Source organism: Paenibacillus bovis (assembly GCF_001421015.2).
GTDB lineage: Bacteria > Bacillota > Bacilli > Paenibacillales > Paenibacillaceae > Saccharibacillus > Saccharibacillus bovis.
Genome location: NZ_CP013023.1, coordinates 3716702 through 3737775, shown reverse-complemented (window position 1 = coordinate 3737775; position 21074 = coordinate 3716702). Strand labels below are relative to the sequence as shown.

General features: G+C 42.2%; 21 protein-coding genes. 13 read left to right on the top strand and 8 right to left on the bottom strand.

Annotation, left to right across the window (positions count from 1 at the left end; genetic code table 11):
• Positions 1-8 precede the first annotated feature (8 nt).
• On the bottom strand, positions 9-1028 hold the full coding sequence (locus AR543_RS15865) for a hypothetical protein (protein WP_060535424.1): 1020 nt from the start codon (positions 1026-1028) through the stop codon (positions 9-11).
• Positions 1029-1626: 598 nt separating this feature from the next.
• On the opposite strand from AR543_RS15865, the gene AR543_RS15860 reads away from it, so the two are divergent.
• From AR543_RS15860 to AR543_RS15845, 4 genes are read left to right on the top strand one after another with little or no spacing between them, the layout of a single operon-like run.
• Positions 1627-3597 carry a 3'-5' exonuclease gene (locus AR543_RS15860; protein WP_060535423.1) on the top strand — a complete coding sequence of 657 codons (1971 nt, stop codon included), beginning with the start codon at positions 1627-1629 and terminating at the stop codon, positions 3595-3597.
• Positions 3598-3638: 41 nt separating this feature from the next.
• Positions 3639-4214 carry a restriction endonuclease gene (locus AR543_RS15855; protein WP_064505595.1) on the top strand — a complete coding sequence of 192 codons (576 nt, stop codon included), beginning with the start codon at positions 3639-3641 and terminating at the stop codon, positions 4212-4214.
• A gap of 27 nt (positions 4215-4241) precedes the next feature.
• On the top strand, positions 4242-6356 hold the full coding sequence (locus AR543_RS15850; protein ID WP_060535422.1) for an AAA family ATPase: 2115 nt from the start codon (positions 4242-4244) through the stop codon (positions 6354-6356).
• A complete protein-coding gene (locus AR543_RS15845) occupies positions 6338-8257 on the top strand; it encodes a UvrD-helicase domain-containing protein (RefSeq protein ID WP_060535421.1) in 1920 nt (639 codons plus the stop codon). The genes AR543_RS15850 and AR543_RS15845 overlap by 19 nt, the downstream gene beginning before the upstream one ends.
• Positions 8258-8447: 190 nt before the next feature.
• Here AR543_RS15845 and AR543_RS24345 read toward each other — a convergent pair whose 3' ends face one another.
• Positions 8448-8708 carry a hypothetical protein gene (locus tag AR543_RS24345; RefSeq protein WP_158523984.1) on the bottom strand — a complete coding sequence of 87 codons (261 nt, stop codon included), beginning with the start codon at positions 8706-8708 and terminating at the stop codon, positions 8448-8450.
• A gap of 31 nt (positions 8709-8739) precedes the next feature.
• A complete protein-coding gene (locus AR543_RS15840; RefSeq protein ID WP_060535420.1) occupies positions 8740-9153 on the bottom strand; it encodes a hypothetical protein in 414 nt (137 codons plus the stop codon).
• 260 nt (positions 9154-9413) lie between these two features.
• Between AR543_RS15840 and AR543_RS15835 the strand changes: the two genes are divergently transcribed.
• The 3 genes from AR543_RS15835 (at position 9414) to AR543_RS15825 (ending at position 12542) form a co-directional block, all read left to right on the top strand.
• On the top strand, positions 9414-9662 hold the full coding sequence (locus AR543_RS15835; RefSeq protein ID WP_017813025.1) for a hypothetical protein: 249 nt from the start codon (positions 9414-9416) through the stop codon (positions 9660-9662).
• Between the two features lie 272 nt (positions 9663-9934).
• Positions 9935-12025, top strand: coding sequence for a glycosyl hydrolase (locus AR543_RS15830; RefSeq protein WP_060535419.1), 2091 nt, complete (start codon positions 9935-9937; stop codon positions 12023-12025).
• 193 nt (positions 12026-12218) lie between these two features.
• Entirely contained in the window at positions 12219-12542 is a 324-nt protein-coding gene (locus AR543_RS15825) for a hypothetical protein (RefSeq protein ID WP_060535418.1), read from the top strand.
• A gap of 327 nt (positions 12543-12869) precedes the next feature.
• Here AR543_RS15825 and AR543_RS15820 read toward each other — a convergent pair whose 3' ends face one another.
• A complete protein-coding gene (locus tag AR543_RS15820) occupies positions 12870-13319 on the bottom strand; it encodes a hypothetical protein (RefSeq protein WP_060535417.1) in 450 nt (149 codons plus the stop codon).
• Positions 13320-13402: 83 nt separating this feature from the next.
• On the opposite strand from AR543_RS15820, the gene AR543_RS15815 reads away from it, so the two are divergent.
• Positions 13403-13885 carry a hypothetical protein gene (locus tag AR543_RS15815; protein WP_060535416.1) on the top strand — a complete coding sequence of 161 codons (483 nt, stop codon included), beginning with the start codon at positions 13403-13405 and terminating at the stop codon, positions 13883-13885.
• 107 nt (positions 13886-13992) lie between these two features.
• On the opposite strand, the gene AR543_RS15810 is transcribed toward AR543_RS15815, so the two are convergent.
• Positions 13993-14469: a GNAT family N-acetyltransferase gene (locus AR543_RS15810; RefSeq protein WP_418304199.1), complete on the bottom strand. Its 477-nt coding sequence runs from the start codon at positions 14467-14469 to the stop codon at positions 13993-13995.
• A 140-nt stretch (positions 14470-14609) separates the two neighbouring features.
• On the opposite strand from AR543_RS15810, the gene AR543_RS15805 reads away from it, so the two are divergent.
• On the top strand, positions 14610-14867 hold the full coding sequence (locus AR543_RS15805) for a hypothetical protein (RefSeq protein WP_060535415.1): 258 nt from the start codon (positions 14610-14612) through the stop codon (positions 14865-14867).
• Positions 14855-15253, top strand: coding sequence for a hypothetical protein (locus tag AR543_RS15800; RefSeq protein ID WP_060535414.1), 399 nt, complete (start codon positions 14855-14857; stop codon positions 15251-15253). Before AR543_RS15805 ends, AR543_RS15800 begins: the two co-directional genes overlap by 13 nt.
• A gap of 240 nt (positions 15254-15493) precedes the next feature.
• Here AR543_RS15800 and AR543_RS15795 read toward each other — a convergent pair whose 3' ends face one another.
• The 3 genes from AR543_RS15795 to AR543_RS15785 form a co-directional block, all read right to left on the bottom strand.
• Positions 15494-16369 (bottom strand): carbohydrate ABC transporter permease, encoded by an 876-nt coding sequence (locus AR543_RS15795; protein ID WP_060535413.1) that lies wholly within the window; start codon positions 16367-16369, stop codon positions 15494-15496.
• A gap of 49 nt (positions 16370-16418) precedes the next feature.
• Positions 16419-17222, bottom strand: coding sequence for a carbohydrate ABC transporter permease (locus AR543_RS15790; RefSeq protein ID WP_060535412.1), 804 nt, complete (start codon positions 17220-17222; stop codon positions 16419-16421).
• Positions 17223-17338: 116 nt separating this feature from the next.
• Complete coding sequence (locus AR543_RS15785; RefSeq protein ID WP_060535411.1) at positions 17339-18631, bottom strand: ABC transporter substrate-binding protein; 1293 nt, start codon at positions 18629-18631, stop codon at positions 17339-17341.
• A 294-nt stretch (positions 18632-18925) separates the two neighbouring features.
• On the opposite strand from AR543_RS15785, the gene AR543_RS15780 reads away from it, so the two are divergent.
• The 3 genes from AR543_RS15780 to AR543_RS15770 all read left to right on the top strand — a co-directional run bounded on the left by AR543_RS15780 (position 18926) and on the right by AR543_RS15770 (position 21055).
• Positions 18926-20023: a GntR family transcriptional regulator gene (locus AR543_RS15780; protein WP_060535410.1), complete on the top strand. Its 1098-nt coding sequence runs from the start codon at positions 18926-18928 to the stop codon at positions 20021-20023.
• A 141-nt stretch (positions 20024-20164) separates the two neighbouring features.
• Positions 20165-20476 carry a hypothetical protein gene (locus AR543_RS15775; RefSeq protein ID WP_060535409.1) on the top strand — a complete coding sequence of 104 codons (312 nt, stop codon included), beginning with the start codon at positions 20165-20167 and terminating at the stop codon, positions 20474-20476.
• 303 nt (positions 20477-20779) lie between these two features.
• Positions 20780-21055: a KGG domain-containing protein gene (locus AR543_RS15770; RefSeq protein WP_060535408.1), complete on the top strand. Its 276-nt coding sequence runs from the start codon at positions 20780-20782 to the stop codon at positions 21053-21055.
• Positions 21056-21074: the final 19 nt, after the last annotated feature.

Genomic DNA, 21074 nt, shown 5'->3' with positions numbered 1-21074 from the left:
CTATTCAATCAAGGCCCTGTACATACCCATTTCCATGGTTCTTCCTCATCCCAGTCACAGACAGGCTGCGGATCATATTTGGTATCCATGGTCAATGTATAAGGCACATCCGGATCATACTTGGATGGAGCATAGACACGAACAAAGTACGAGGTAACTGGCAGCCGCAAGGTTTTGGTCTCATTTTGCTTTACGGTGGCAATCACATTGTCTGCCCAATCCCAGATTTCGACTTTATATACACCTTTGGCAGAAGGGTTATCCAGGCGAACCGTAGTGGTCCCCGGGTAGTCAATACCGAACATTTTCCAATCTTCATCATACAGATTGTCTATCGTCTGCACCGAAGTTCCCCGGTAATAGGCATCTGTCGCCGAACTGTCATCGGAATACCGTTCATAATCATCGAACTTGTCAGACAGCATGACTCTCAAATTGAACGGCTGAGTGAGACTACCGCGGGTATGTCCCTCAGAGACGCGCAGATAGTAGGTTCCTGGCTGGGCTACATAACTGAGCTGGTCATAAGGACCCTTATGTCGAAAAGAAGCCGTGCCTTCCAGATACATACTGTAATCCAGACCCGGCGGAACGAGCATCAGGGCAGTGATTTTTTGCGTCTTGGTGACGGTGATTTTGTAATAGAGTGCATCCTGGAACCAGACGCAGTCCTGATCATCCGGAGGGAGATAGCCTTCAATCGGTACACCCGGCGTCAGCTCGATAGCTGTTTCGTAGGAGGTGTTAACAGGCAGGGGAGCCTGGGTGGAACGAGAGAGAGGAAGAGAGGGAGCCGTATTCGGTGTTATATATGTATCTGCAGTAGTCGTTGCATTGTCTGAATTGGAGGTCAGATAAGGAAAACACATGCCACCTCCTCCGGTTGATCGTGTACCTGGCTGCGATGAGCTGTCTTCAGCGGGCTGAGGTGTACCGGCAGCATTCACAGAAGAACTGAGCTCCGGGGATACCCAGCTGAATAGCAAGAGCATGATCATCGTCCTCAAAAAAACATACGTTAACTTCATTGCATCGTCTCCTTTGTATTGAATTGCGAATAGGTGATTTCGAGTTGATTATAACTGATTTATGAACGTTTTCAACTTATATTTTACTTTAGTGTATAAATTATCCAATTATTAAAAAAGTGTGTGATTATAGTTTGCAAATACGCTTTAAAAGGCATTTTTAACGAGAATTTACCAGTTCATTTACAGTTTCTTTATACATGCTTATTTAATAAAAGATAGTTGCCTGCGAATCCTACAGAATGGGAGAAGAAGAGTAGTAGGAAGCGAAAAAGATAGGGAGATAATAGGCATCACATTTATGTAATTATTCCTATGCTAATTCCAAATACGTATATAAAAAAGCTGCCTACATCCTGCTCTGTGAGAGAGATGTAGGCAGCTTTTGTTGTATGAAAGAGTGTTTTAATACACAAATTAACAAAAAAGGTATTTCCAATATAGTTCAAAAGATGTATGATTAAAGCGGCTAACCTGCTTAATAGTGTCTATTTACACCAATCAATATACCTACAAATTTAAAATAAATCCCCGTCACCATTCCAGAAGCACTGGAATCCCTACTTACGGAATCGGCGACAGCAAGGAGCATACACCTATGGCATACATGATTCCGGAAACAATCCGAGGCAGCGCAACTGCTGGTGAACGTACCCTATTTAACACCTTCAAAAAACACCTGCCTGACGACTATGTCGTCTATTACGAACCTCATATCAATGGCAGACGACCCGACTATGTTATTATCGGTCCCGATCTTGGCCTGCTCGTACTGGAGGTCAAAGATTATACCGAGAATACCCTGTACCAGCTCACACCCGAAGAATGGCAGCTACATACACAAAAAGGAACCGGCACTCTGGAGACTATCATCAACCCGATCTCGCAGGCCCGTAATTATTCATTTCATATCCAGAAAAAACTCAAAAAAGACCGTAGTCTGCTCCAGCAGACAGGGATCTATTCCAATAATCTCAAGTTCCGTTATGGACATGGAGTCGTCTTCACCCGTATGAAAGAGACCCATATCATCCGTAATGAAATTCATCGCTGCATTGATATGCATCTTCTTCTGACCCGGGAAGAAATCGACGCGGAAGACGAACATTTTGACCGGGATCGTCTACTGGAAAGACTCAACGGTATGTTCCCGGTTGCTTTCCACCGTAATCAGATGCTCAGCGAAGAAGACATGAAAGCGATCCGCTATCATCTATTCCCCGAGGTACGGATAAGCGCAGATATACGAGATCGATCCTATTACCAGGACGATCTGCTGCTGTCGCTAAATAATATTCAAGCAATGGATCTGCATCAGGAATCACTCGCCCGGCAGATCGGTGACCGTCATCGACTCATTCGCGGTGTCGCTGGCAGCGGTAAGACACTTATTCTCGCGAGTCGCGCTCGTACATTGCTGCATGAACATCCGGATTGGCGCATTCTCGTCCTCTGCTACGGCAGTCCGCTATCCTGTAATATCCGCAGTATGATCATGCACAAGCTGAATGAACCGGAAGATCTGTTCGAATGGTCGGAGATGGAATCAGAATCATCCGGCGATACAAGAGATGACCGATGGCCCGAGCAAATGGAGATTACGACATTCCATGACTGGCTGTACAGACGCTTTCCTATTAAATTCTCCAAGGGTGAACTGGGAAATGAACGCCAGATTAACAATCTACTGGAGCAGATAAGCGCAGGAACGCTAACCGCGCCGCAGTATGACGCCATCCTCGTGGATGAAGGTCAGGATCTGGAGCCACAGTGGCTGGAGCTAATCAGCAAAGCGCTCAATCCCGAGACCCAGTCGCTGCTAATCGTCGAAGATAAAGCGCAAAAGATCTTCCGCCGCAAAGTCAGTTTGTCCCGCAACACCGGACTCGACTTCCGCGGACGCTCCAAAGTATTGAGCATCAACTACCGCAATACCGCGCAAATCGTGAATTACGCCTGGGATTTTTACCGCTCGCACTCCAAGCTGCGCGACAAGTTCCAGACGACAATCACCACCAGCGAACCCGCCGAGATCATACCGCCGCAGGGCACCAAGCGGAGAGGACCGGAACCGCTGTCCCGTCACTGTGCCTCCATTCAGGAAGAGATGCAGTGGGTAGTGGAGCAGATGCAACACTTGCATGAAACAAAGAAAGTCAACTACACCGACATGGCGATCCTGTACCGGGTCAAAGGCAGCTACAACAATAACTACATCATCGACGCGATCCGTCAGGGACTGGACCAGAGCCAGATTCCCTACAACTGGTTCACCGAGAACAAGCGAACCAAGGACAGCTTTGACCGCTATGAGGAGACGGTGAAGATCTCCACGATCGACAGTGCCAAAGGCATGGATTTCCGGACGGTGTTTATTGTGAATGTGGATGGTATGCCGAGAGAGAAGGCGAAGGAAGAAGAGTGGGATGAGGAAGTGTCGCGGTTCTATATCGGGATGACGAGAGCGATGGAGTATTTGTATTTGAGCTATAGCAGGGTGGAAGGATTTGCGAAGTGGGTGGAAGAGAAAGCTGATAGGGCAGCAGATCAAGGCGAGAATGCACAGTAAAGTATAAATACAACCAGAATAGAGATAAAGGGGAAGTACGAATGGCACGGAGAAAAAGCAAAAAGAAACAGCAGCAGGAGACAGTTAATGCAATAGGTAGCCTCGTTATATTGGGCGGACTCGGAATGCTGTATTACACCAAAAGCCTCATGATTGCCGCTATGGTAATCGTGATCGGGATCATCGCGGTAGCGCTGGTTAGTCGCCTGATCAATGAAGCGAGACTCAATCGACTGCGCCGCTCGGGCATTGCCGAGATCGACAAGATGGACGGCATCCAATTTGAAAAGTATCTGGAGCAGCTGTTCCGGCTGCAAGGATACAAAGCAAATGCTACACAGGCGCAAGGTGATTATGGCGCGGATCTGGTCATCAGCCGAAATGGCGAGAAGATCGTGGTGCAGGCCAAGCGGTATAGCAAGAATGTAGGGTTGAAGGCAGTGCAGGAAGCTTATGGAGCGGTAGCACATTATAAGGCTTCGGCGGCTTGGGTAGTGACGAACAGCGGGTATACGCAGCAAGCAGTTAATCTGGCACGGTCGAATAATGTGCGGCTGATTGGGCGAGATGAATTAGTTGAGATGATTTTAAGAGTGAAAAAGAAAGTGCAGGCTTAATTTAAATAACATTTAGGAGATAGAAAAATGAAAATAAAAAAGATTAAAGTTCAGAACTTTAGACTTTTAAAATCATTAGAATTAGATTTAGAAAATGATTTATCGCTAATAATAGGTAAAAATAATTGCGGTAAAACTTCATTATTATCTATACTGGAAAAATTTGTAGGAAGTAAAGCAGATCGAAATAGTTTTACATTTGATGACTTTAATATTGAGTTTCAACAAGAATTAAAAGATAAGATAGAAAATGAAATAGAACCTTACTCTAATGCAGAAATATCTTTGTATATTTATATAGAATATGAGGAGAATGATAACTTATCTAATCTGAGCAGCCTTATGCTTGATTTAGATCCAGACAATAAAATAATTGTTTTAAAATTTGAGTATGTTTTATTAGAAGAATATTATAAAAAATTAAAGGAAGACTATCAAAAATTTGATACAAAACATAGTTTGCAATTAAATATAGATAAAGATAATGATACAAATTTGGAATCACATAAAAAAACATTTTTTGATTTTTTAAGAAGTAATCATAAAAAGTACTTCGTTATACAAAAGAAGTCCTTAGAATATAGTTTTGATTTAAAGAAGGAAAAAGAGGAAGAATATATAGACCTGATCCAAAATGAAATAAAGTTAGATAAAATTCTTAATTTTCAATTAATAAGTGCAAAACGTAATGTCTCTAATTTAGATTCTAATAAAACTCTCTCTTTCCTATCTTCTAAATATTACGAATCAAAAGAAAGTAAAGAAAATGAAACTGATGAAGTTAGAAAGTTTAAAGAAGAACTGAGTAAGACGGATGTCCAATTAAATAAAGTTTACACTACATTATTCGATAACATAATACAAAAAGTAGGCAAATTTGGAGGAACCAAAGAAGGTGACTCCATAATAAAAATTATATCAACTTTGCAGCATAAAGAACTACTAAAAGATAATACAACGGTAATGTATAACTATAATGATCTTAATTTATTGCCTGAGAACTACAATGGTTTAGGATACCTAAACCTTATTAGTATGATTTTCGAGTTAGAGTTGTTATTGAGCAATTTTAAAAGGCAGAACAAAGAAAACCAATTACCAGCAGATATTAACTTATTATTTATCGAAGAGCCTGAAGCCCATACACATCCACAGATGCAATATATATTTATTAAAAATATCAAGAAAGTATTAAGTGAAAGTAGTACTGGGGAAGATGATGGAATTGATTTTAACCTTCAAACTATAATAACTACGCATTCCTGTCATATTACTGCAGAAAGTAATTTTGATGATATAAAGTATTTTATGAAAAATGATCATGGAGTTACAGCTAAAAATTTAAAGGATTTAGAAAAAGAATATAAGAATGATAGTAAAGAAGAACACTTTAAATTTTTAAAACAATATCTTACATTACATCGCTCAGAACTTTTCTTCGTTGATAAAGTTATTTTTGTAGAAGGAGATACAGAACGAATATTACTCCCTGAAATGATGCGTAAAATTGATTGCGAATCTATACAGAATCCTATGTTGTCTCAAAATATTTCTATAGTAGAAGTTGGAGCATATTCACATATTTTTGAAAAATTTATTAATTTTATTGGTGTTAAATCTTTAATTATAACTGATATTGATTCTGCAAAAAAAGGAAACAGAGAAAAGTGTAGAGTTGAAGAGGGGGAGATTACTACTAACTCATCTTTAGAGTATTTCTTTGGTAAATCTATTAATGAAGATTTTACAAAGTTTAAATCTTTTAATACATCTGAGCGAACTCTTAAAAGATGTCCTCAAACAAATGAGTGGTTATCAAATCAGATAGGACATGTCCTAATTGTTTTTCAAACAGAAGAACAAAACGCTGATAAGAAATATTATCATGCAAGAAGTTTCGAAGATTCTTTTTTTCATATAAACAAAAAATTTATAACCGATAATCTTGAATCATTTAAAAGCTTGAAAAATAAACGTAAATTTAAGGATACTAATGTTGACTCTTACGATTTAGCTGAATCATGTATTGATAAAAAACCTTCATTTGCTATGGAAATTTTATTAGTTGCAGCAGCAGAAAATACGACATGGGAAATTCCACACTATATAAAAGAGGGACTATTATGGTTGAAAGAAAATTAGATCCTGAGGTTGCACGGGTTATTTCTTTGGTAGATCAATGTAAAAATTTTTTGTTGAGTGGTGGGGCTGGCAGTGGCAAAACATACTCTTTAGTACAAGTTATAAAAGAAATAATAAATAAAAATCCAAACAAGAAAATCGCTTGTATGACTTATACCAATGCTGCAGTAAAAGAAATTCAAGAAAGAGTTAATCATGATAATTTATATGTATCCACAATACATGAATTTTTATGGGGAAATATAAAATCATTTCAAAAAAATATGAAAACCAGTATTGTGGACCTTTTGTTAGATGAAAATTCTAATTTTGTAGATCCTGAAGGAGTTATCAATAAAGATTATTTTAATTCTTTAGGAATATCAATTCAGTATGGTGAAATTTCAAGAATAAGGCAAGGGAAGATATCGCATGATGAAGTGATTGAGTTATCTGCTTATATGTTTGAAAAGCATACTTTATTGTGTGATATTGTGAAAGACAAATTTCCTTTTATACTAATAGACGAGTATCAAGATACTCATCCATTAGTAATTAACATTTTTTTGGAATCATTAAAAAAAAGCAATAAAAGAAGCACAATAGGTTTTTTTGGAGATTCTATGCAGTCCATTTATGATGCAGGTATAGGAGATTTGAATAAATACTTGGAAAATCAAGAAGTTATTGAAGTGAAAAAAGAACAGAATCGCAGAAATCCAGAATTAGTGATTGAATTAGCTAATAAATTAAGAACGGATGATCTAATACAGAAACCATCAGAAGATGATAAAGCACCTAATATGCAAAACGGAGAAATAAAAAAAGGGAAAATCACATTTTTGTACTCTTTAACAGAATCGGATTCCTATGATTTAAAGCAAATAAAAAATACAGAATATTTCTCTGGATGGAATTTTAATAATTCAATGCAGACAAAAGAGTTATATTTAACTCACAATTTAATAGCATACAAAGCAGGATTTACAACTTTGATGGATATTTACGGAAAAGATCCAATAATTAACTTTAAGAACGAACTTAATAACAAGATTAAAAAAGAAGAGAATCCTATTAATGAGAATCTAACTTTTGAGGAAGTAATTTCTTTATTTCCAATAAAGTTAAAAAGCAAACCCAATAAAGATAAATTGAAAATAGATGTTTTGATTGAAGATTATAAAAATAAAGAAAGCTATGAGGAGTTAAAGAATCAGCCATTTTCAAAAGTGAAAAAAATATATTTAGACCCTGCTTGCCTTATTGATGATAAGAAACAAGATAAAGATGATACTAGTAAAGGAAGCTCTAAAAGAGATAATCTAATTAAGCATCTTTTTAAGATCCAAAATCTGATCCAGTTATATAACAATAATTCTTTAAATGAATTTATAAGAAAGACACAGTTTTCTATACGTAATGTATCAGATAAAAAAAGGCTGAAAGATATTATTTCTAAAATAGAGTCAATGTCTGAATGTACTATAGAAGAAGTAATTAATTATGCTGATGAAAATAACTTATATAAGAAAGATGATGCATTTCAGTATTTTGTGAATGATAATTCTTATATATTTAATAAAGTAAAAGCGGTGAAATTTAAAGAGTTTCAAAACTTGTTTTCTTATTTAGAAGGTTATACTCCTTTTTCAACTCAACATAAAATTAAAGGGGCAGAATTTGATAATGTTTTTGTAGTACTAGACAATGGAAAATGGAATAATTTTAATTTTGAATCTTTATTTACTAATGAATGCCGAACACCTAGTGTACTCTTAAGAACACAGAAAATCTTCTATGTTTGTTGTACTAGAGCTAAGGAAAACTTAGTGATTTATTATCACAAACCTAATGTTAAAGTAGTAGAAAAAGCAAAAGCTTGGTTCGGAGAAGAAAATGTTAAATTGATAGATGATTTATAATTTAATAGAGAAAAAGTGATTATTAAAAACTAAATTGAATCAAAAATTTATATTAATTTAGAGATAAACTGTTTCCTTAAAGGAATATTATGCAAGGATTTGTTACTTCATGTTCCCACCGTACCAATTTTATACGATACTCCTCTCATAGCACTTAAGAGAGGAGTATTTTACATATGTGGATCATCAGTCAAAACGGAAAGGCTGTGTCAAAATCATCATCCCAACCACCGAAACTGTCTTGGCTGCCTATGCTGGAGACGACACGGTTGAATCCACCATCTTTCGAGCAGAGCAACGGGCGATAGAGGAGCTGCTGCGGTTTCGCTAATACCCGGTTCTGATCGCTATAGAGCCTTTTCACATCCAACCAGATCATTGAGGATGTACCAGTAGCTATGTAAAGGCAAAAAATAAATCTCAACATAAATACAAAAATGCCGGAACCCATACAGGGCTGCCGGCATTTTATTTATAAACTTTCATTTGCTATCGATATTCACTAACAGCAGCTTAATCTTTTCGATCGCTTCGAAATTATCCGGCTCCCGGCCTATCTGCTCCAGGTCAGCTATGAACTGCTGCAGCTGGCCATCCGTCATACTTCGATTCTCCGCGGTATAGTTGGCAAAGAAACTCTCCAGCAGTCCGGTCAGTGCATTGATCTGAGGCTGATTAATATAATAAGAGGTTAATCTGGAAAAGGCATTAGCTTTGGAAGCATGATTTTGCAGCATATACAGATTTTCTGTAATAGAATCTGCATGTGATCGCTCCAGCTGATGCTGTAGATAGCCAATTTGAGAAGTGAATTCCCGGTCTATTTTCTCCTGTAGATCGCTGCTTTGTTGTTGATAGTGATAAGCGATGCCTGATGCAACAAGTGTCAGAGCCATTAGTAAGATGATGTATATTAATTTGTTTTTTAATAAATAAATGGTGAGCACCACCTCGTTGTAATTCTACGGAATAGAGCCAATCCTCCGAAAAACGTAGTCATTTGAAAATAGCAGTAGCAAATAGAAATGTCAAAAAATATCTATAAAGAGGAAGAATGAAGATCAAGAGCCTTATTTCCATTTACCGCATTTATTTTACAAATTATGGATTATGTGATACGGTAGAAAGGATTTAATAATGAGAGGAGACATGTAGAATGAAAAAGAAAATAATTGCATCTGTTATGTCCCTGGCTTTATTACTACCAGCCACTTCCGGATTTGCTGCCGCTGATTGGTATTGGACCAACAGTGTTACTCGTTTGGTAGCCTCCAATCAGGCGTGTGGAACAATTGTACATGATGATGGTAAAGGTTACATCGGTACACTTACTTCATATCAATACTCTACCTACGGCAATGAAAGACAATGCTGGTATCAAGGCCGTATGGAATACCGTTATTAATTCATCTTCCTTATTAAATAAAACGATTCAAGAACAGAGTCTCTGGCGAAATTACAGCCAGAGGCTTTTTTATCGATACCATCAATTGGTAGGTTCTGCATTATAGGATAAAGCAGTATTTATTTCCCTATTATCGTATTCAGCAAACGAATAAAGTTTGTTATATTCCTCTTGTAAGCGCTCTATCTGTTTAAAAGATTAATCGTATAGCTTTCCATCGTTATGCAGATGTTCGGTTCGTTATACCTACATTATTCCAAGGAGCGATGTAAATGAGCAATCTTAGACCGTTTACGATTGGTATTCTCACCGCTATGCTGGCGTTCACACCTACTCTTTCCGCCATGGCAGAATCCGGCAGTACTTCATCCACACCAACCATCACCGAGAGCAGCAAGTCCAGGCAACCCACCGTCAACCTCGCAGATCACAATGCTACCCGTTCTACACGTTCACTATTCGCTTATCTGAATCAGCTGCAAGGCAAGGAAATCATCTTCGGTCACCAGCATGCGACGACCGAAGGCATCGCTATTACTGCCCATGACGGCAGCCAGTCGGAGGTGCAGAATTCGGTCGGTGATCTGCCGGGGATGTTTGGCTGGGATACGCTCAGTCTGGAGGGTAAAGAGAAGCCGGGCGTATACGGCGGTACGGCAGAGCAGAGTCGGGATGAGCTGGTACGGGTGATGAAGTCGGCTTACGAGCAGGGCGGCGTGCTGGCACTGAGTTCGCATATGCCGAACTTTGTGACTGGCGGCGACTTTTACGATACCAAGGGCAATGTGATCAGTCATATCCTGCCGGGTGGGGACAAACACGCAGAATACAATGCTTTTCTGGATAAAATCGCGGACTTTGCCCTGCATCTAAAAGATGATCGTGGCGAAGAGATTCCGGTTATCTTCCGTCCGTTCCATGAGCAGAATGGCGGCTGGTTCTGGTGGGGTGCGCCGTACCGGACGAACGAACAGTATATCGAGATCTATCGCTATACCGTCGAATACCTGCGCGATGTCAAAGGGGTACATAACTTCCTGTATGCCTTCTCGCCGAATGTTCCTTTTAACGATAGCCGGGAGACGTATCTGGCAACCTATCCGGGCGATGATTATGTAGATATTCTTGGCCTGGATGCTTACTATGATGGCAATACCTCTGTCTGGTATGACAATGTGGTAAAAGATGCACGACTGGTCGTCCAGCTGGCAGAGGAGAAAGGCAAAGTGCCGGCACTGACAGAGTTCGGCTATTCCAATGTGAAGCCGACAGGTACCAAAGACTTGCAGTTCTATACCCGGCTGCTGTCTGCACTCAAAAATGACCCCGAAGCGAGCAAGCTGACCTATATGCTGACCTGGGCGAACTTTGGTACCGATTCGATCTTCGTACCGTATCGCAATGCGCCGAATGGACTCAGTGACCATGAGCTGCTGCCGGATTTTACCGACTTTTACGCAGATCCGTATACAGCGTTTGACCGAGAAGTGCAGGCTGCACAGCCTTACGATCTACGGGTGAAAACAGAGCAGGAGCAGCCGTTCCTACATATTGTCTCTCCAACCAATAACGAGACAGTACGGCTAAGTGAGCCGTCGACACTTCGTGTGCGAATTCTGGATGCCAAAATAGACCGGGTGACTTACCAGACGCGTACCGATGCGACCGAGCATAAGCTTACCCGTGACCGTCAGGGAATGTATTACACTGCCAGCTGGCAGCCGGATGCTACACTTGCGGAAGATGGTACTCCACTGATCGTCAAAGCTTATCTCAAAAATGGACAGGTGCTCACGCAAACGATTCAGGTCTATGTAAGCGATAGTGACGGCAGCGTCGATCCACTGGTTGTGGATACCTTTGAGACATACAAAGGAAGCAATGAACTGCTGGATAATGCCTATACCCTGGCAGGCGATCCCAATACCATCTCGCTGGATACCGGGAACAAGCAGGATGGACGCTATGGTCTGAAATATGACTATACCCTGGCTGCTCAGGGCTATACCGGCGAATCGCTGAATATGCAGGGTGCCGATTGGTCCGGAACGGATGCGCTGCAGTTCTGGCTGAAGCCGGATGGAAGTGGCAACAAGCTGGTGATTCAGATCAATGCAGGAGGAACTTCTTTCGAAGCGTATCCGTCACTGCGTAGTACAGAATCAGGCGTGGTGAAGATCCCATTTAGCGAGTTCGAGCCTGCCCCATGGGATACAGCGAACGCCGGCAAGACGATGGATGCAGAGGCGCTACGGGATATCCGTATGTTCTCGATCTATGTCAATAAAGCGGAAGCTGTCGATGTGCCTGCGGGGACGCTTTATTTTGACGATATTCGTGCGTATACCAAGGAGCAGCAGTGAAGTAATCTGCAGTGACGATGAAGATTGGCTGTATGGTAGTCGCCATTCAAGTGTGACAGGATGCGCGGAATTTGACTTCCTTTTGCGGGGGCTTTTATAATATGAGGCATCCGCAAAGGGAACAGATGCTGAATAGTGGGTAATATACTTGCGTGAGACCAGCAGACTGTCACAAATCAACGGAGGTGCGAACATGAGCCAACCTATCGAACTATTCGCAGATTATGAGCAAATTATAGATTGTTATACGATTGTCGGAGAATGGGAGATCTGGCTGCAGCACGCCAAGCTGGGCAAGAGCCGGGTAGTGATCCGTGTGAAGCAGGACCGAAATGAGCAGTATTTCCATGAAGTCAGTCATTTCTACCAGCCTGGCAAGCAGTCGGCACCGGATGTACTGGAGCAGCAGGGACAGCATACGCCGGAAGCTGCTATCCGTCACGCCATGAATCAGCTGCTGACCCATTACCGCGCAGACGATGCCGAAGCGGAATGGATTGTGAATGAGAATTACTGAAACAGCCAAGCAGATAAAGTAACGATAGAGCAAACAAGATATCGTTCTGCAGCTCAATTAAAACGAAAATGCCGGGAGAAGGAATACCTTCTGCCCGGCATTTTCCTTTGAAATTGTCAATCGAGTTGCTTGATAGGTCGTTGGTTTAGCTTGGTAATATTACTGTATAGAGATGGGGTTGTTCGGCTTACTATAGTAGGTAGCCAACCGTTATGTCGTACAGTATGATTAGCTGCTACAAACGGCCAGCGTTGACAGCCCGATTCGCATATATGGTCGACAGCCAGCATCAGCAAAGGGGTCGGGCTAGGCGGCGAACAGTCAGCGTCAACGGCTCGGTCCGGATACGCGCCGAATCGTCAGCAGGTCGGCATCAACCTCGACTGTGATATCATAGAAATGGTCGCTGAAGCCATCCATCCAGTTCTCGGGACCCTCTTCGGAGTAGAACCAGAAGATCAGCGAGTGACCATGTTCGAGATGACATTGCTCCGCACAATCAATCGAACAGAGCGATAGATCCATAGATAATGGATGAGACCACGGAAGAGACCATTTCGAAGTTGTCGGTGCCAGTTCAGCAGCCTTCTTCTGCGCAGCTTCTACAGCCAGAATGAGATACAGCGCATAATCTTTCCCGGCAAGCTGCTCTGCAATCTCGTCCTGCAGATCTGTTCCTATAGCAGATAAGAGAGCGGGCATATGCTCGCGATCAATATGGAAGATACTGTTCGGGAATTTCAGATTGGATGGGGCCTGATAGTCAGATGCAGACATAGCGTTCACCTCCATGTGAGTGGGTTGTTTTTTTGATACAATACACATGAAGCTAATCTCAGCAGGAAAAGAGGATGTAATGTATGAAAGACAAAGTTAAAGGGTTAGTCATAGGTATAGCGATAGGCTCCCTGCTCACAGGCGCTACAGTGGTAGCGGCTCAGGATGTACACGTACAGGCGATCAAGGAGAAAATCAGTATGTTTGTTGACGGCAGTTCCAAAGGCAGTACGCAAGCACTGATCTATCAGGGAACCACCTATGTACCGGCACGAAGTATGAGCGAATCATTGGGCAAATCGATTGGTATGTACGACCAGAATCTATACATAGGCAAGCAGCCTGTTGTAAAAGTCACCGAACAGCAGGCTATTCAGCTGGTACGCAAAAAATACAAAATTGCTGAATCCTCTCATCTCTATGTAGAAGTCGATTCCGAAACGTCCACCAAATATACGGTACATGTATACGAAGTCGTCCAGGATGATGCAGAGACCAGCCATACGGCAACTTACGGCTGGTACGATGTGGACAAGTTCACCGGTAAAATCACATCCATGTTCTAAATAAGAAGAAATCGTTGCTTAATGAGGCTACTTTGTATCATATGGCATACCGATTTTATTGTTATTCGTGATACCGGAGAATATGGAATAGGCGCGGGTGCATACAGTTATTCCAGTCTATGCACACTGTGCAAATCCTGCATCAGCCGAATCATATCCCGGCACTGGATACCATTCTCGTAGATCGGTTCTTCATAATGACGGACGAAAAAATCCGGATCAACGCCGACAATTCGAAATCCGCATTTTTGATACAGAGCGAGCTGGGATACACCGGAATTGCCAGTGCCCAGCTCTATCGTATGGTAGTGTTGCTCTCGTGCCGTTTGGATCGCATGTTGAACCAGCTGCTTGCCGATCCCTTGCTTTTGATGAGATTCAGCAACCGCTACATTAACTAGCTCAACCGTCTTTGGACGCGTTGGGAGTAGTACATACACGCCAATGATGGTCTGATCCTGACGGGCAATATAGCACTGTCCGCGAGATAGATAGTCTTGAATAATAGCAGGTGAAGGATCGGCAGACAGCAGCAGTTCCATAGGCGGAAATTGTTCGGAGGATAGAATTTCAATAGATATCATATTATGCACCTCGTTTGCTATGTAAATGATAGGTCTTTTTAAGCTAAGACGCGATGAGTATTGTAATAAATATACTGCGTAAGTCATTAAACCGGCAAGACATACCTACTTAACGATTCAATAGACGAGGAGCCGATCGTATGGGATGTGATATCACACTTTTTTGTGAAGGGTATCTGTGGGGGAAGTGGATTAATATCGACTCTTACTATAGGAGCGATGGTTGGGCAGAATATATGGTTACAGAAGATCAGGGTTTTATTCGTAAAAGTCTGCTTTATGGCGTTCGTGATTATGGGCTTTTCTTTCTGTTAGCAGGAGTTCGAGGAGATGGGGACAACGAGAGCTATCTGCCTATTGATTTTACCGGGGGATTCCGGATGATATGGATCAGTTGATAAAAAGAAGATATGAAGATGACTACGATATCGATTTTAATAATGACTTCAATAAAGGAAGCGGAGATTTTCATCATGCCTCCCACTATACCCTTAAAGAATTAAAAGATAGTGGATATGGTGATATTATGCCGCTGCAAGGGTGGGTTCACCCTGAAGATTATGTCAGACATGAAGAATGGATGGCAGATGGAAAGAGATATGCGTTGCCTTTTATTGATGTAAGACGTGGCAAGCCGGACAATGAAGAACTGATCCTCAAAGAATGGAATGGCTATCTTAATTTGACTTTTACCAATCTGATAGAAGAACTGGAACAGATGAAAAAAGAACACTTGATTCGCAGCGATGAGGAAATAAGAATCATTTTCTGGTTTGATAATTAAATAACCAGGTAGCTTCCAATGTGAATGAAGCGGTACAGGTGCAATCCCAGATGCGCTCATCATTTGGCGGAGACTTTGTTCCAAAATCCTAATGATAACAAGTCTATTCATAGTAAATGAGAAAAACTGAAAACAGAAAAAAGCCGCTGTAGTGTATAGCGGCTTTTTCTTGTTTTTCGATAAGATTGCAACTACAATCCATTTTGAATATGAATACAAACACAAACACGTACTGTTCCGTTACCCTTTCACAGCCCCAGCCGTGACCCCGCCAATAATCCATTTCTGTGCAAACAGATAAAAGATCATAATCGGAATCATCGATAGAATAATCGCGGCAAACGCCATGTTCACCTGCGAAGTATATTCCCCGAAGAACTGGAACTGTACCAGCGGCAGTGTGGAGGCTTCTTTCTTTTGCACCAGAATCATGGATACAACAAAGTCATTCCATGCACCAAGCGCACTCAGCACCAGAATCGTCGAGTTAATCGGCTTGAGTAGCGGGAAGATAATGCTGTAGAACGTCCGATATCGTGACGCTCCGTCAAGCACAGCCGATTCCTCCAGCTCTTTGGGCACCGTTTTGATAAATCCTACATACAGAAATGCAAAATATCCAATCTGCACCCCGGTTAGCGCGATAATCAGTCCCGGAATCGTATTGAGCAGACTCAGCTCGCTCCATGTTTTGTACAGAGGGAACATCAGCACCTGGAACGGCAGCATGATACTGGACATGAACAGATAGTAGAAGAAATTATAAAATCTTGTATTATTCCGGGCAATGACATACGCCGCCATCGAGCAGACTGCAATTGTCAGCGCGACCGTACCGACGGTTGTCAGTACACTGTTACGCAGCGCGAGGAAGAAGTTCGAAGCTTCGATCGCTTCTGCATAGTTGGACCAGGCGATATGAGTCGGAAAGGCTAGTGGACTCTGCGCTGTCTCGACTGGTGTCTTGATCGAGTAGACCACAGCAATGTAAAAGGGAAACAGAAACAGAATCGCGATCAGATACAGCAGAGCGACACGCAGAATCTGCGACCATTTGCGGCGCGGACGAGGCTCTTGTACCTGTACGGTAGCAGCAGCTGGATGGGTTGTATTCAATATTCCACTTCCCTTCTGCGGAAATAGCTGGTGATAATTACGGTTACGATCAGAATAAATACAAACAGCACAAGGGCTGACATCTGTCCGTAGCCGGCTTTGAAATAAGGGAATTCATAGTTATAGACATACATGGCAAGCGTCTGGGACGATGTACCGGCCCCCCTTTGGTCGCGACCATCGGATAATCGAACTGCCGCAATCCAGTACCGATCCAGAGCGGAATACAATAGGTAAAAGCCGGCAGCAGCAGTGGTACCGTGATTTTGGTGAACTGCTTGTAGCTGGTCGCGCCATCGATGCGAGCCGATTCGTACATGTCTTTGGGAATCGTCTGCAATCCGGCATAGTAGATCACCATGGCAAGACCGATTTCTTTCCAGACACAGATAATAGCGATCCCGATCATGACAGTAGTCGGGTTACCGAGTAGTCCGCCATCGGTCTGGAATAGAATCGGGAAGATATCGCTGTAGATGTAGCGCCAGATAATCGCTGCCAGCACAAGGCTGATAACCATCGGCATAAAGATAAAGCTTTTGAGTAGGTTCACGCCGGGGAACTTGGTGTTCAGCGCTACCGCGAGCAGTAGGCCAAATACATTGATACAGATTGTGGTGATAACGGTGAACAGCAATGTATTCTTGATCGGATCGAGCAATTCGGTATCAGTGAATAGCAGCTGCAGATTGCGTAGCCCGACGTAGTCATACGTTGGCGCGATGCCATCCCAGTTGGTAAAAGCAATATTCAGGCCGCGTATAAACGGAAAGACCACGACGAGCACGAAGAACAGCAGGGCAGGGATAATAAAAGTAAACTTGACCCATTCATCCCGGATTCGATGCGTCATAACGCTCACCTCCATGGTTCATCAGGATTAAAATTCATTGCATCGTCTGACTTGTATGTAGTATCAGGCGGATACCGACAGAGAGCGGTACTCGCCTGACACCGTCGATTGAGAAGTTAATTCATTCTGTTGATTTTAACAAAGTCATCATCCAGTTTTTGCAGCAGTTGATCGACGCTGCGGGTAGCCGGATCGGAGACGAGGAAGAACGTCATATCCTGTCCGAAAGTAGTATCATACTGTCCATACCAGAGCGGCTTGACCTGGTTATTGACCACTTTACCTGATTTGAAAATTTCCTGGAATTCGCTTGCAATCGGGTCTTGTTCCTTGGGTTTGATATCGTCAGAGATTGTGCTGATTGTCTGTACGCCATCTGCCCAGATCTGTGCGCCTTCATCAGACGCCATAAATTCAAAGAACTGCTTGGCAGCATCCAGATGTTCGGAGTTGGCCCCGATCATCCAGGTGTCATCGGTAGAGTACGTCATTACATTCTCATTCGGGTTGTCAGTCGCGGGATACATGAAGACACCGAAGTTGCCTTCCGGATTATAGCTGCGGATCGTACCGATCGCAAAGCTGCCCATAATATCCATCGCTGCTTTGCCTTGCGCAAAATACTGCAGTGAACGGTCATAATCGATATCCTTGGCATCCTTGTTGGCATGGCTGCTCAGTTCGTTGAGGCGCTGCAGGAAATCGCGATAGCCCGGGATATCGGAGAATTTCTTGTCACCCGCCATAATTTGTCCAGGGTAATCCGGGTTATCCTTGAGCAGGTTGCCGAACATATCCGGGAACATAAAGCTCATATAGGAAGCGCCATCTTTCCAGGAAGCGGCAAAAGGGGTGATACCTTTGGCTTCCAGCTTTTTAGTAACATCGACCAGCTCGGAGTAGGTTTTGGGAACTTCCACGCCAGCTTTTTTGAACAGATCCTTATTGTAAATCACAGCATTGGTCATCAGGTCGATCGGCAGCCCGTAGACTTTGCCATCATAAGAGACATTGGGGAGGTAATCAGATTTGACCCGTTTCATAAAAGGTTCGTTGGTCAGATCGAGAAAGGCACCGGATTTGGTAATATCGACCATACCCTGTGGACGGCCAAAAATAATATCCGGCTGATCATCGGCAGCGACTTTCATTTTGATATTGTCGTTATACTTGTCGACAGGCATAACCTGAATATCGAAGTTGATATTCGGATGAAGTTCAGTGAACTTGTCGGTCAATTTTTTGAAGGTATCTACCTTGGGCTTCTCGACCATATAGTGTGTGACTGTGAGCGTTACTTTGCCATCTGAGTCACCGCTTGAGCCCGAAGAGGCTCCGGAATTGCCGCATCCCGCAAGACCAATCGAGCATACGAGCAGCAGGGAAAGAAAGAATCCGGTTTTTTTCATTATTCAACCTCCATAATGTATTATTGTAAGCGCTTTATTTGTGTATTATAAAATGCACTATGACTAATTTATATAATCAATTGGTTATAAATTTATAAAAAATATATTTTTATATTAACAATGAATTTAATATTGAAAGCGTTAACATTTTGTAAGATAATGTCAGCACGAATAGGAACGTGCATTAGAGAAGAAATTCATACATCAATAGAGAAATTTTATTAAAATACGTATAAACGTAAGTATGTATAAACAGATATGATTTCTATTTTGAGAAAAATGAGGTGGTCGGTAATGAAAAAGATTCCTCTCTACAAACAAATCAAGCAGCATATTCAGCAAAAAATCATATCTGGTGAGCTGCGATATCGTGACCGTGTACCTTCCGAGCAGGAGATGATGGAAGAATACCAGGTGAGCAAAATTACTGTCAAAAATGCGATGATCGAACTGGCAGAAGAAGGTTGGGTCAAGCGGATTCAGGGCAAAGGTACCTTTGTATCGCTGGAGCCGGGAGCGCGTCCTTTGACAGCGATCCAGACGGGGGCCGCTTATTACCCATACAGTCAGCATACCGTTCCGACTCCGGTTATCGGACTGATTATTCCTACGATGAAAACACGGGTGATCCAGAAGCTGATCGATTATACAGAGTATTATGCCAATCAGGCAGGCTATCAGCTAATCCTTCATATAACACGTGAATGCGCTACTAATGAGACAGAAGCGATTCGACAGCTGACCGATCGTCATGTGCAGGGGATTATTGTTTTTCCGACCGAAGATGAGAAATACAGTGAATCGCTGCTGCGACTATCGCTGGATAAATTCCCTTTTATCTTTATGGATCGATATTTGCGCAATATAGAGACCTACCGGGTTACCTCGGATAATTTTGCTGGTTCTTACCAAACTGTCTCCTATTTGCTGGAAAAAGGTCACCGGCATATTGCGCTGATTTCACCAGATAATACGAATACAGCGATTCAGGATCGTACGCTGGGACTGGAACATGCCTATATGGATCAGCATATCTCTATTGATAAAAACCTGCTGTGTCATGTTCCGCTGGATATTCTCAGAACAGCTGGAGCGCAGGAGTACGTCACTGATTTTCTACAGCGTTATCCGTATATTACAGCGGTATTTGCGCTAACAGCAGAAGCGGCGGATCTGACACTGGCTTCTTTGCATAGACTGGGCAGGGTAGAGCAGACCGAGATTATTTCCTTTGACGATCCCGGATTGCCAGGAGTGAGCTGTATTATGCAGGATGAGCAGACGATGGCGATGTGGGCCGTCAAACTGCTGCAATCCCAGATGGAAGGAGAATACAGTCCGCAAGAATATGTAGTTCCTGTGCGGCTGAATTTTCTAGAAAATAGGCTCTAAAAAATGAAGAAGCATAATATATTAATTAAATAAAGTGAAATAATTACAGTAAAGTAAGATTCAATAAGCAGTTATACAGGTGAATGATTGCTAACAGATCGGAATATCCAGATAGATGACAGGAAGAGAGGAGTGAGAAAAATGAGCTGGGCTGAAGTGATCTCCCAGAGATACCGACTGCACAAAGAATTCAAAGAAGAGATTGAGGAGGTATTAAAGGAATGTCTGCAAGAACTGGAGGACCTGAGTGTGCCTACCAGTCTTAGTCTTACCAGTCATTATCCACTGGAGTGGATGGTATGTATTGGTCTCAAAAAATTCATTCTCAAAGGCGATGATATTTACCGGGCCAAAGAGATGTATGATGGCAATGGCTTGATTCACAGTCACGATCGCAACACACAGGAAGTGCTGCAGGAGATACTGCTGGAGGAATTCTCCAAAAATTTTTAGATAATGAATATACAATAACCAGGCAGCTGTTTTGTTCGGTCGGCGTATAACTTCATACAGACTACATATAGCATCCATGAGGATGCTATTTTTTTGTCGTACCGTCCGGTTTGCTGGCGACAACCAGGGATTTATCGATTGCGGCTAGGCAGGAAGACACAGCCTGATTTATGCAGAAAGTCACGAAATTAAATAAAGCTGAAATAACCGTTTATCGGTTAAGGCCAAGGGTAATAATACACTGTGATATATTACATTATATGGAATATGTAATATCGCAAATAACTTCAAGGAGTGAGCAAAATGGCAAATGACAATGATAACAAAATGAGCAGAGAAGAAGCAGGACGTCTGGGTGGCGAAGCAACTTCGAATAATCATGACAAGGAATTTTATCAGGAAATTGGCCAAAAGGGTGGAGAATCCACTGCTGAATCTCACGACAAAGAGTTCTATCAGGAAATCGGTGAAGAAGGCGGCAAAGCCCGCAGTGATTCCGATGGTATGAGCCGCGAAGAAGCAGGACGCAAAGGCGGCCAGACACGCTCCAATAACAATAATACGAATAATAACGACTGATTACTTTTGTAGTTCAGAT

What these genes read in the sequence shown, in the direction of transcription:
- AR543_RS15815 (WP_060535416.1), top strand. Translation starts at nt 13,403, where the DNA reads ATGAAAGACAAAGTTAAAGGGTTAGTCATAGGTATAGCGATAGGCTCC.
- AR543_RS24345 (WP_158523984.1), bottom strand. Translation starts at nt 8,708, where the DNA reads ATGGGTTCCGGCATTTTTGTATTTATGTTGAGATTTATTTTTTGCCTT.
- AR543_RS15840 (WP_060535420.1), bottom strand. Translation starts at nt 9,153, where the DNA reads ATGGCTCTGACACTTGTTGCATCAGGCATCGCTTATCACTATCAACAA.
- AR543_RS15830 (WP_060535419.1), top strand. Translation starts at nt 9,935, where the DNA reads ATGAGCAATCTTAGACCGTTTACGATTGGTATTCTCACCGCTATGCTG.
- AR543_RS15775 (WP_060535409.1), top strand. Translation starts at nt 20,165, where the DNA reads ATGAGCTGGGCTGAAGTGATCTCCCAGAGATACCGACTGCACAAAGAA.
- AR543_RS15770 (WP_060535408.1), top strand. Translation starts at nt 20,780, where the DNA reads ATGGCAAATGACAATGATAACAAAATGAGCAGAGAAGAAGCAGGACGT.
- AR543_RS15825 (WP_060535418.1), top strand. Translation starts at nt 12,219, where the DNA reads ATGAGCCAACCTATCGAACTATTCGCAGATTATGAGCAAATTATAGAT.
- AR543_RS15780 (WP_060535410.1), top strand. Translation starts at nt 18,926, where the DNA reads ATGAAAAAGATTCCTCTCTACAAACAAATCAAGCAGCATATTCAGCAA.
- AR543_RS15800 (WP_060535414.1), top strand. Translation starts at nt 14,855, where the DNA reads ATGGATCAGTTGATAAAAAGAAGATATGAAGATGACTACGATATCGAT.
- AR543_RS15845 (WP_060535421.1), top strand. Translation starts at nt 6,338, where the DNA reads ATGGTTGAAAGAAAATTAGATCCTGAGGTTGCACGGGTTATTTCTTTG.
- AR543_RS15855 (WP_064505595.1), top strand. Translation starts at nt 3,639, where the DNA reads ATGGCACGGAGAAAAAGCAAAAAGAAACAGCAGCAGGAGACAGTTAAT.
- AR543_RS15785 (WP_060535411.1), bottom strand. Translation starts at nt 18,631, where the DNA reads ATGAAAAAAACCGGATTCTTTCTTTCCCTGCTGCTCGTATGCTCGATT.
- AR543_RS15810 (WP_418304199.1), bottom strand. Translation starts at nt 14,469, where the DNA reads ATGATATCTATTGAAATTCTATCCTCCGAACAATTTCCGCCTATGGAA.
- AR543_RS15790 (WP_060535412.1), bottom strand. Translation starts at nt 17,222, where the DNA reads ATGACGCATCGAATCCGGGATGAATGGGTCAAGTTTACTTTTATTATC.
- AR543_RS15805 (WP_060535415.1), top strand. Translation starts at nt 14,610, where the DNA reads ATGGGATGTGATATCACACTTTTTTGTGAAGGGTATCTGTGGGGGAAG.
- AR543_RS15860 (WP_060535423.1), top strand. Translation starts at nt 1,627, where the DNA reads ATGGCATACATGATTCCGGAAACAATCCGAGGCAGCGCAACTGCTGGT.
- AR543_RS15820 (WP_060535417.1), bottom strand. Translation starts at nt 13,319, where the DNA reads ATGTCTGCATCTGACTATCAGGCCCCATCCAATCTGAAATTCCCGAAC.
- AR543_RS15850 (WP_060535422.1), top strand. Translation starts at nt 4,242, where the DNA reads ATGAAAATAAAAAAGATTAAAGTTCAGAACTTTAGACTTTTAAAATCA.
- AR543_RS15835 (WP_017813025.1), top strand. Translation starts at nt 9,414, where the DNA reads ATGAAAAAGAAAATAATTGCATCTGTTATGTCCCTGGCTTTATTACTA.
- AR543_RS15865 (WP_060535424.1), bottom strand. Translation starts at nt 1,028, where the DNA reads ATGAAGTTAACGTATGTTTTTTTGAGGACGATGATCATGCTCTTGCTA.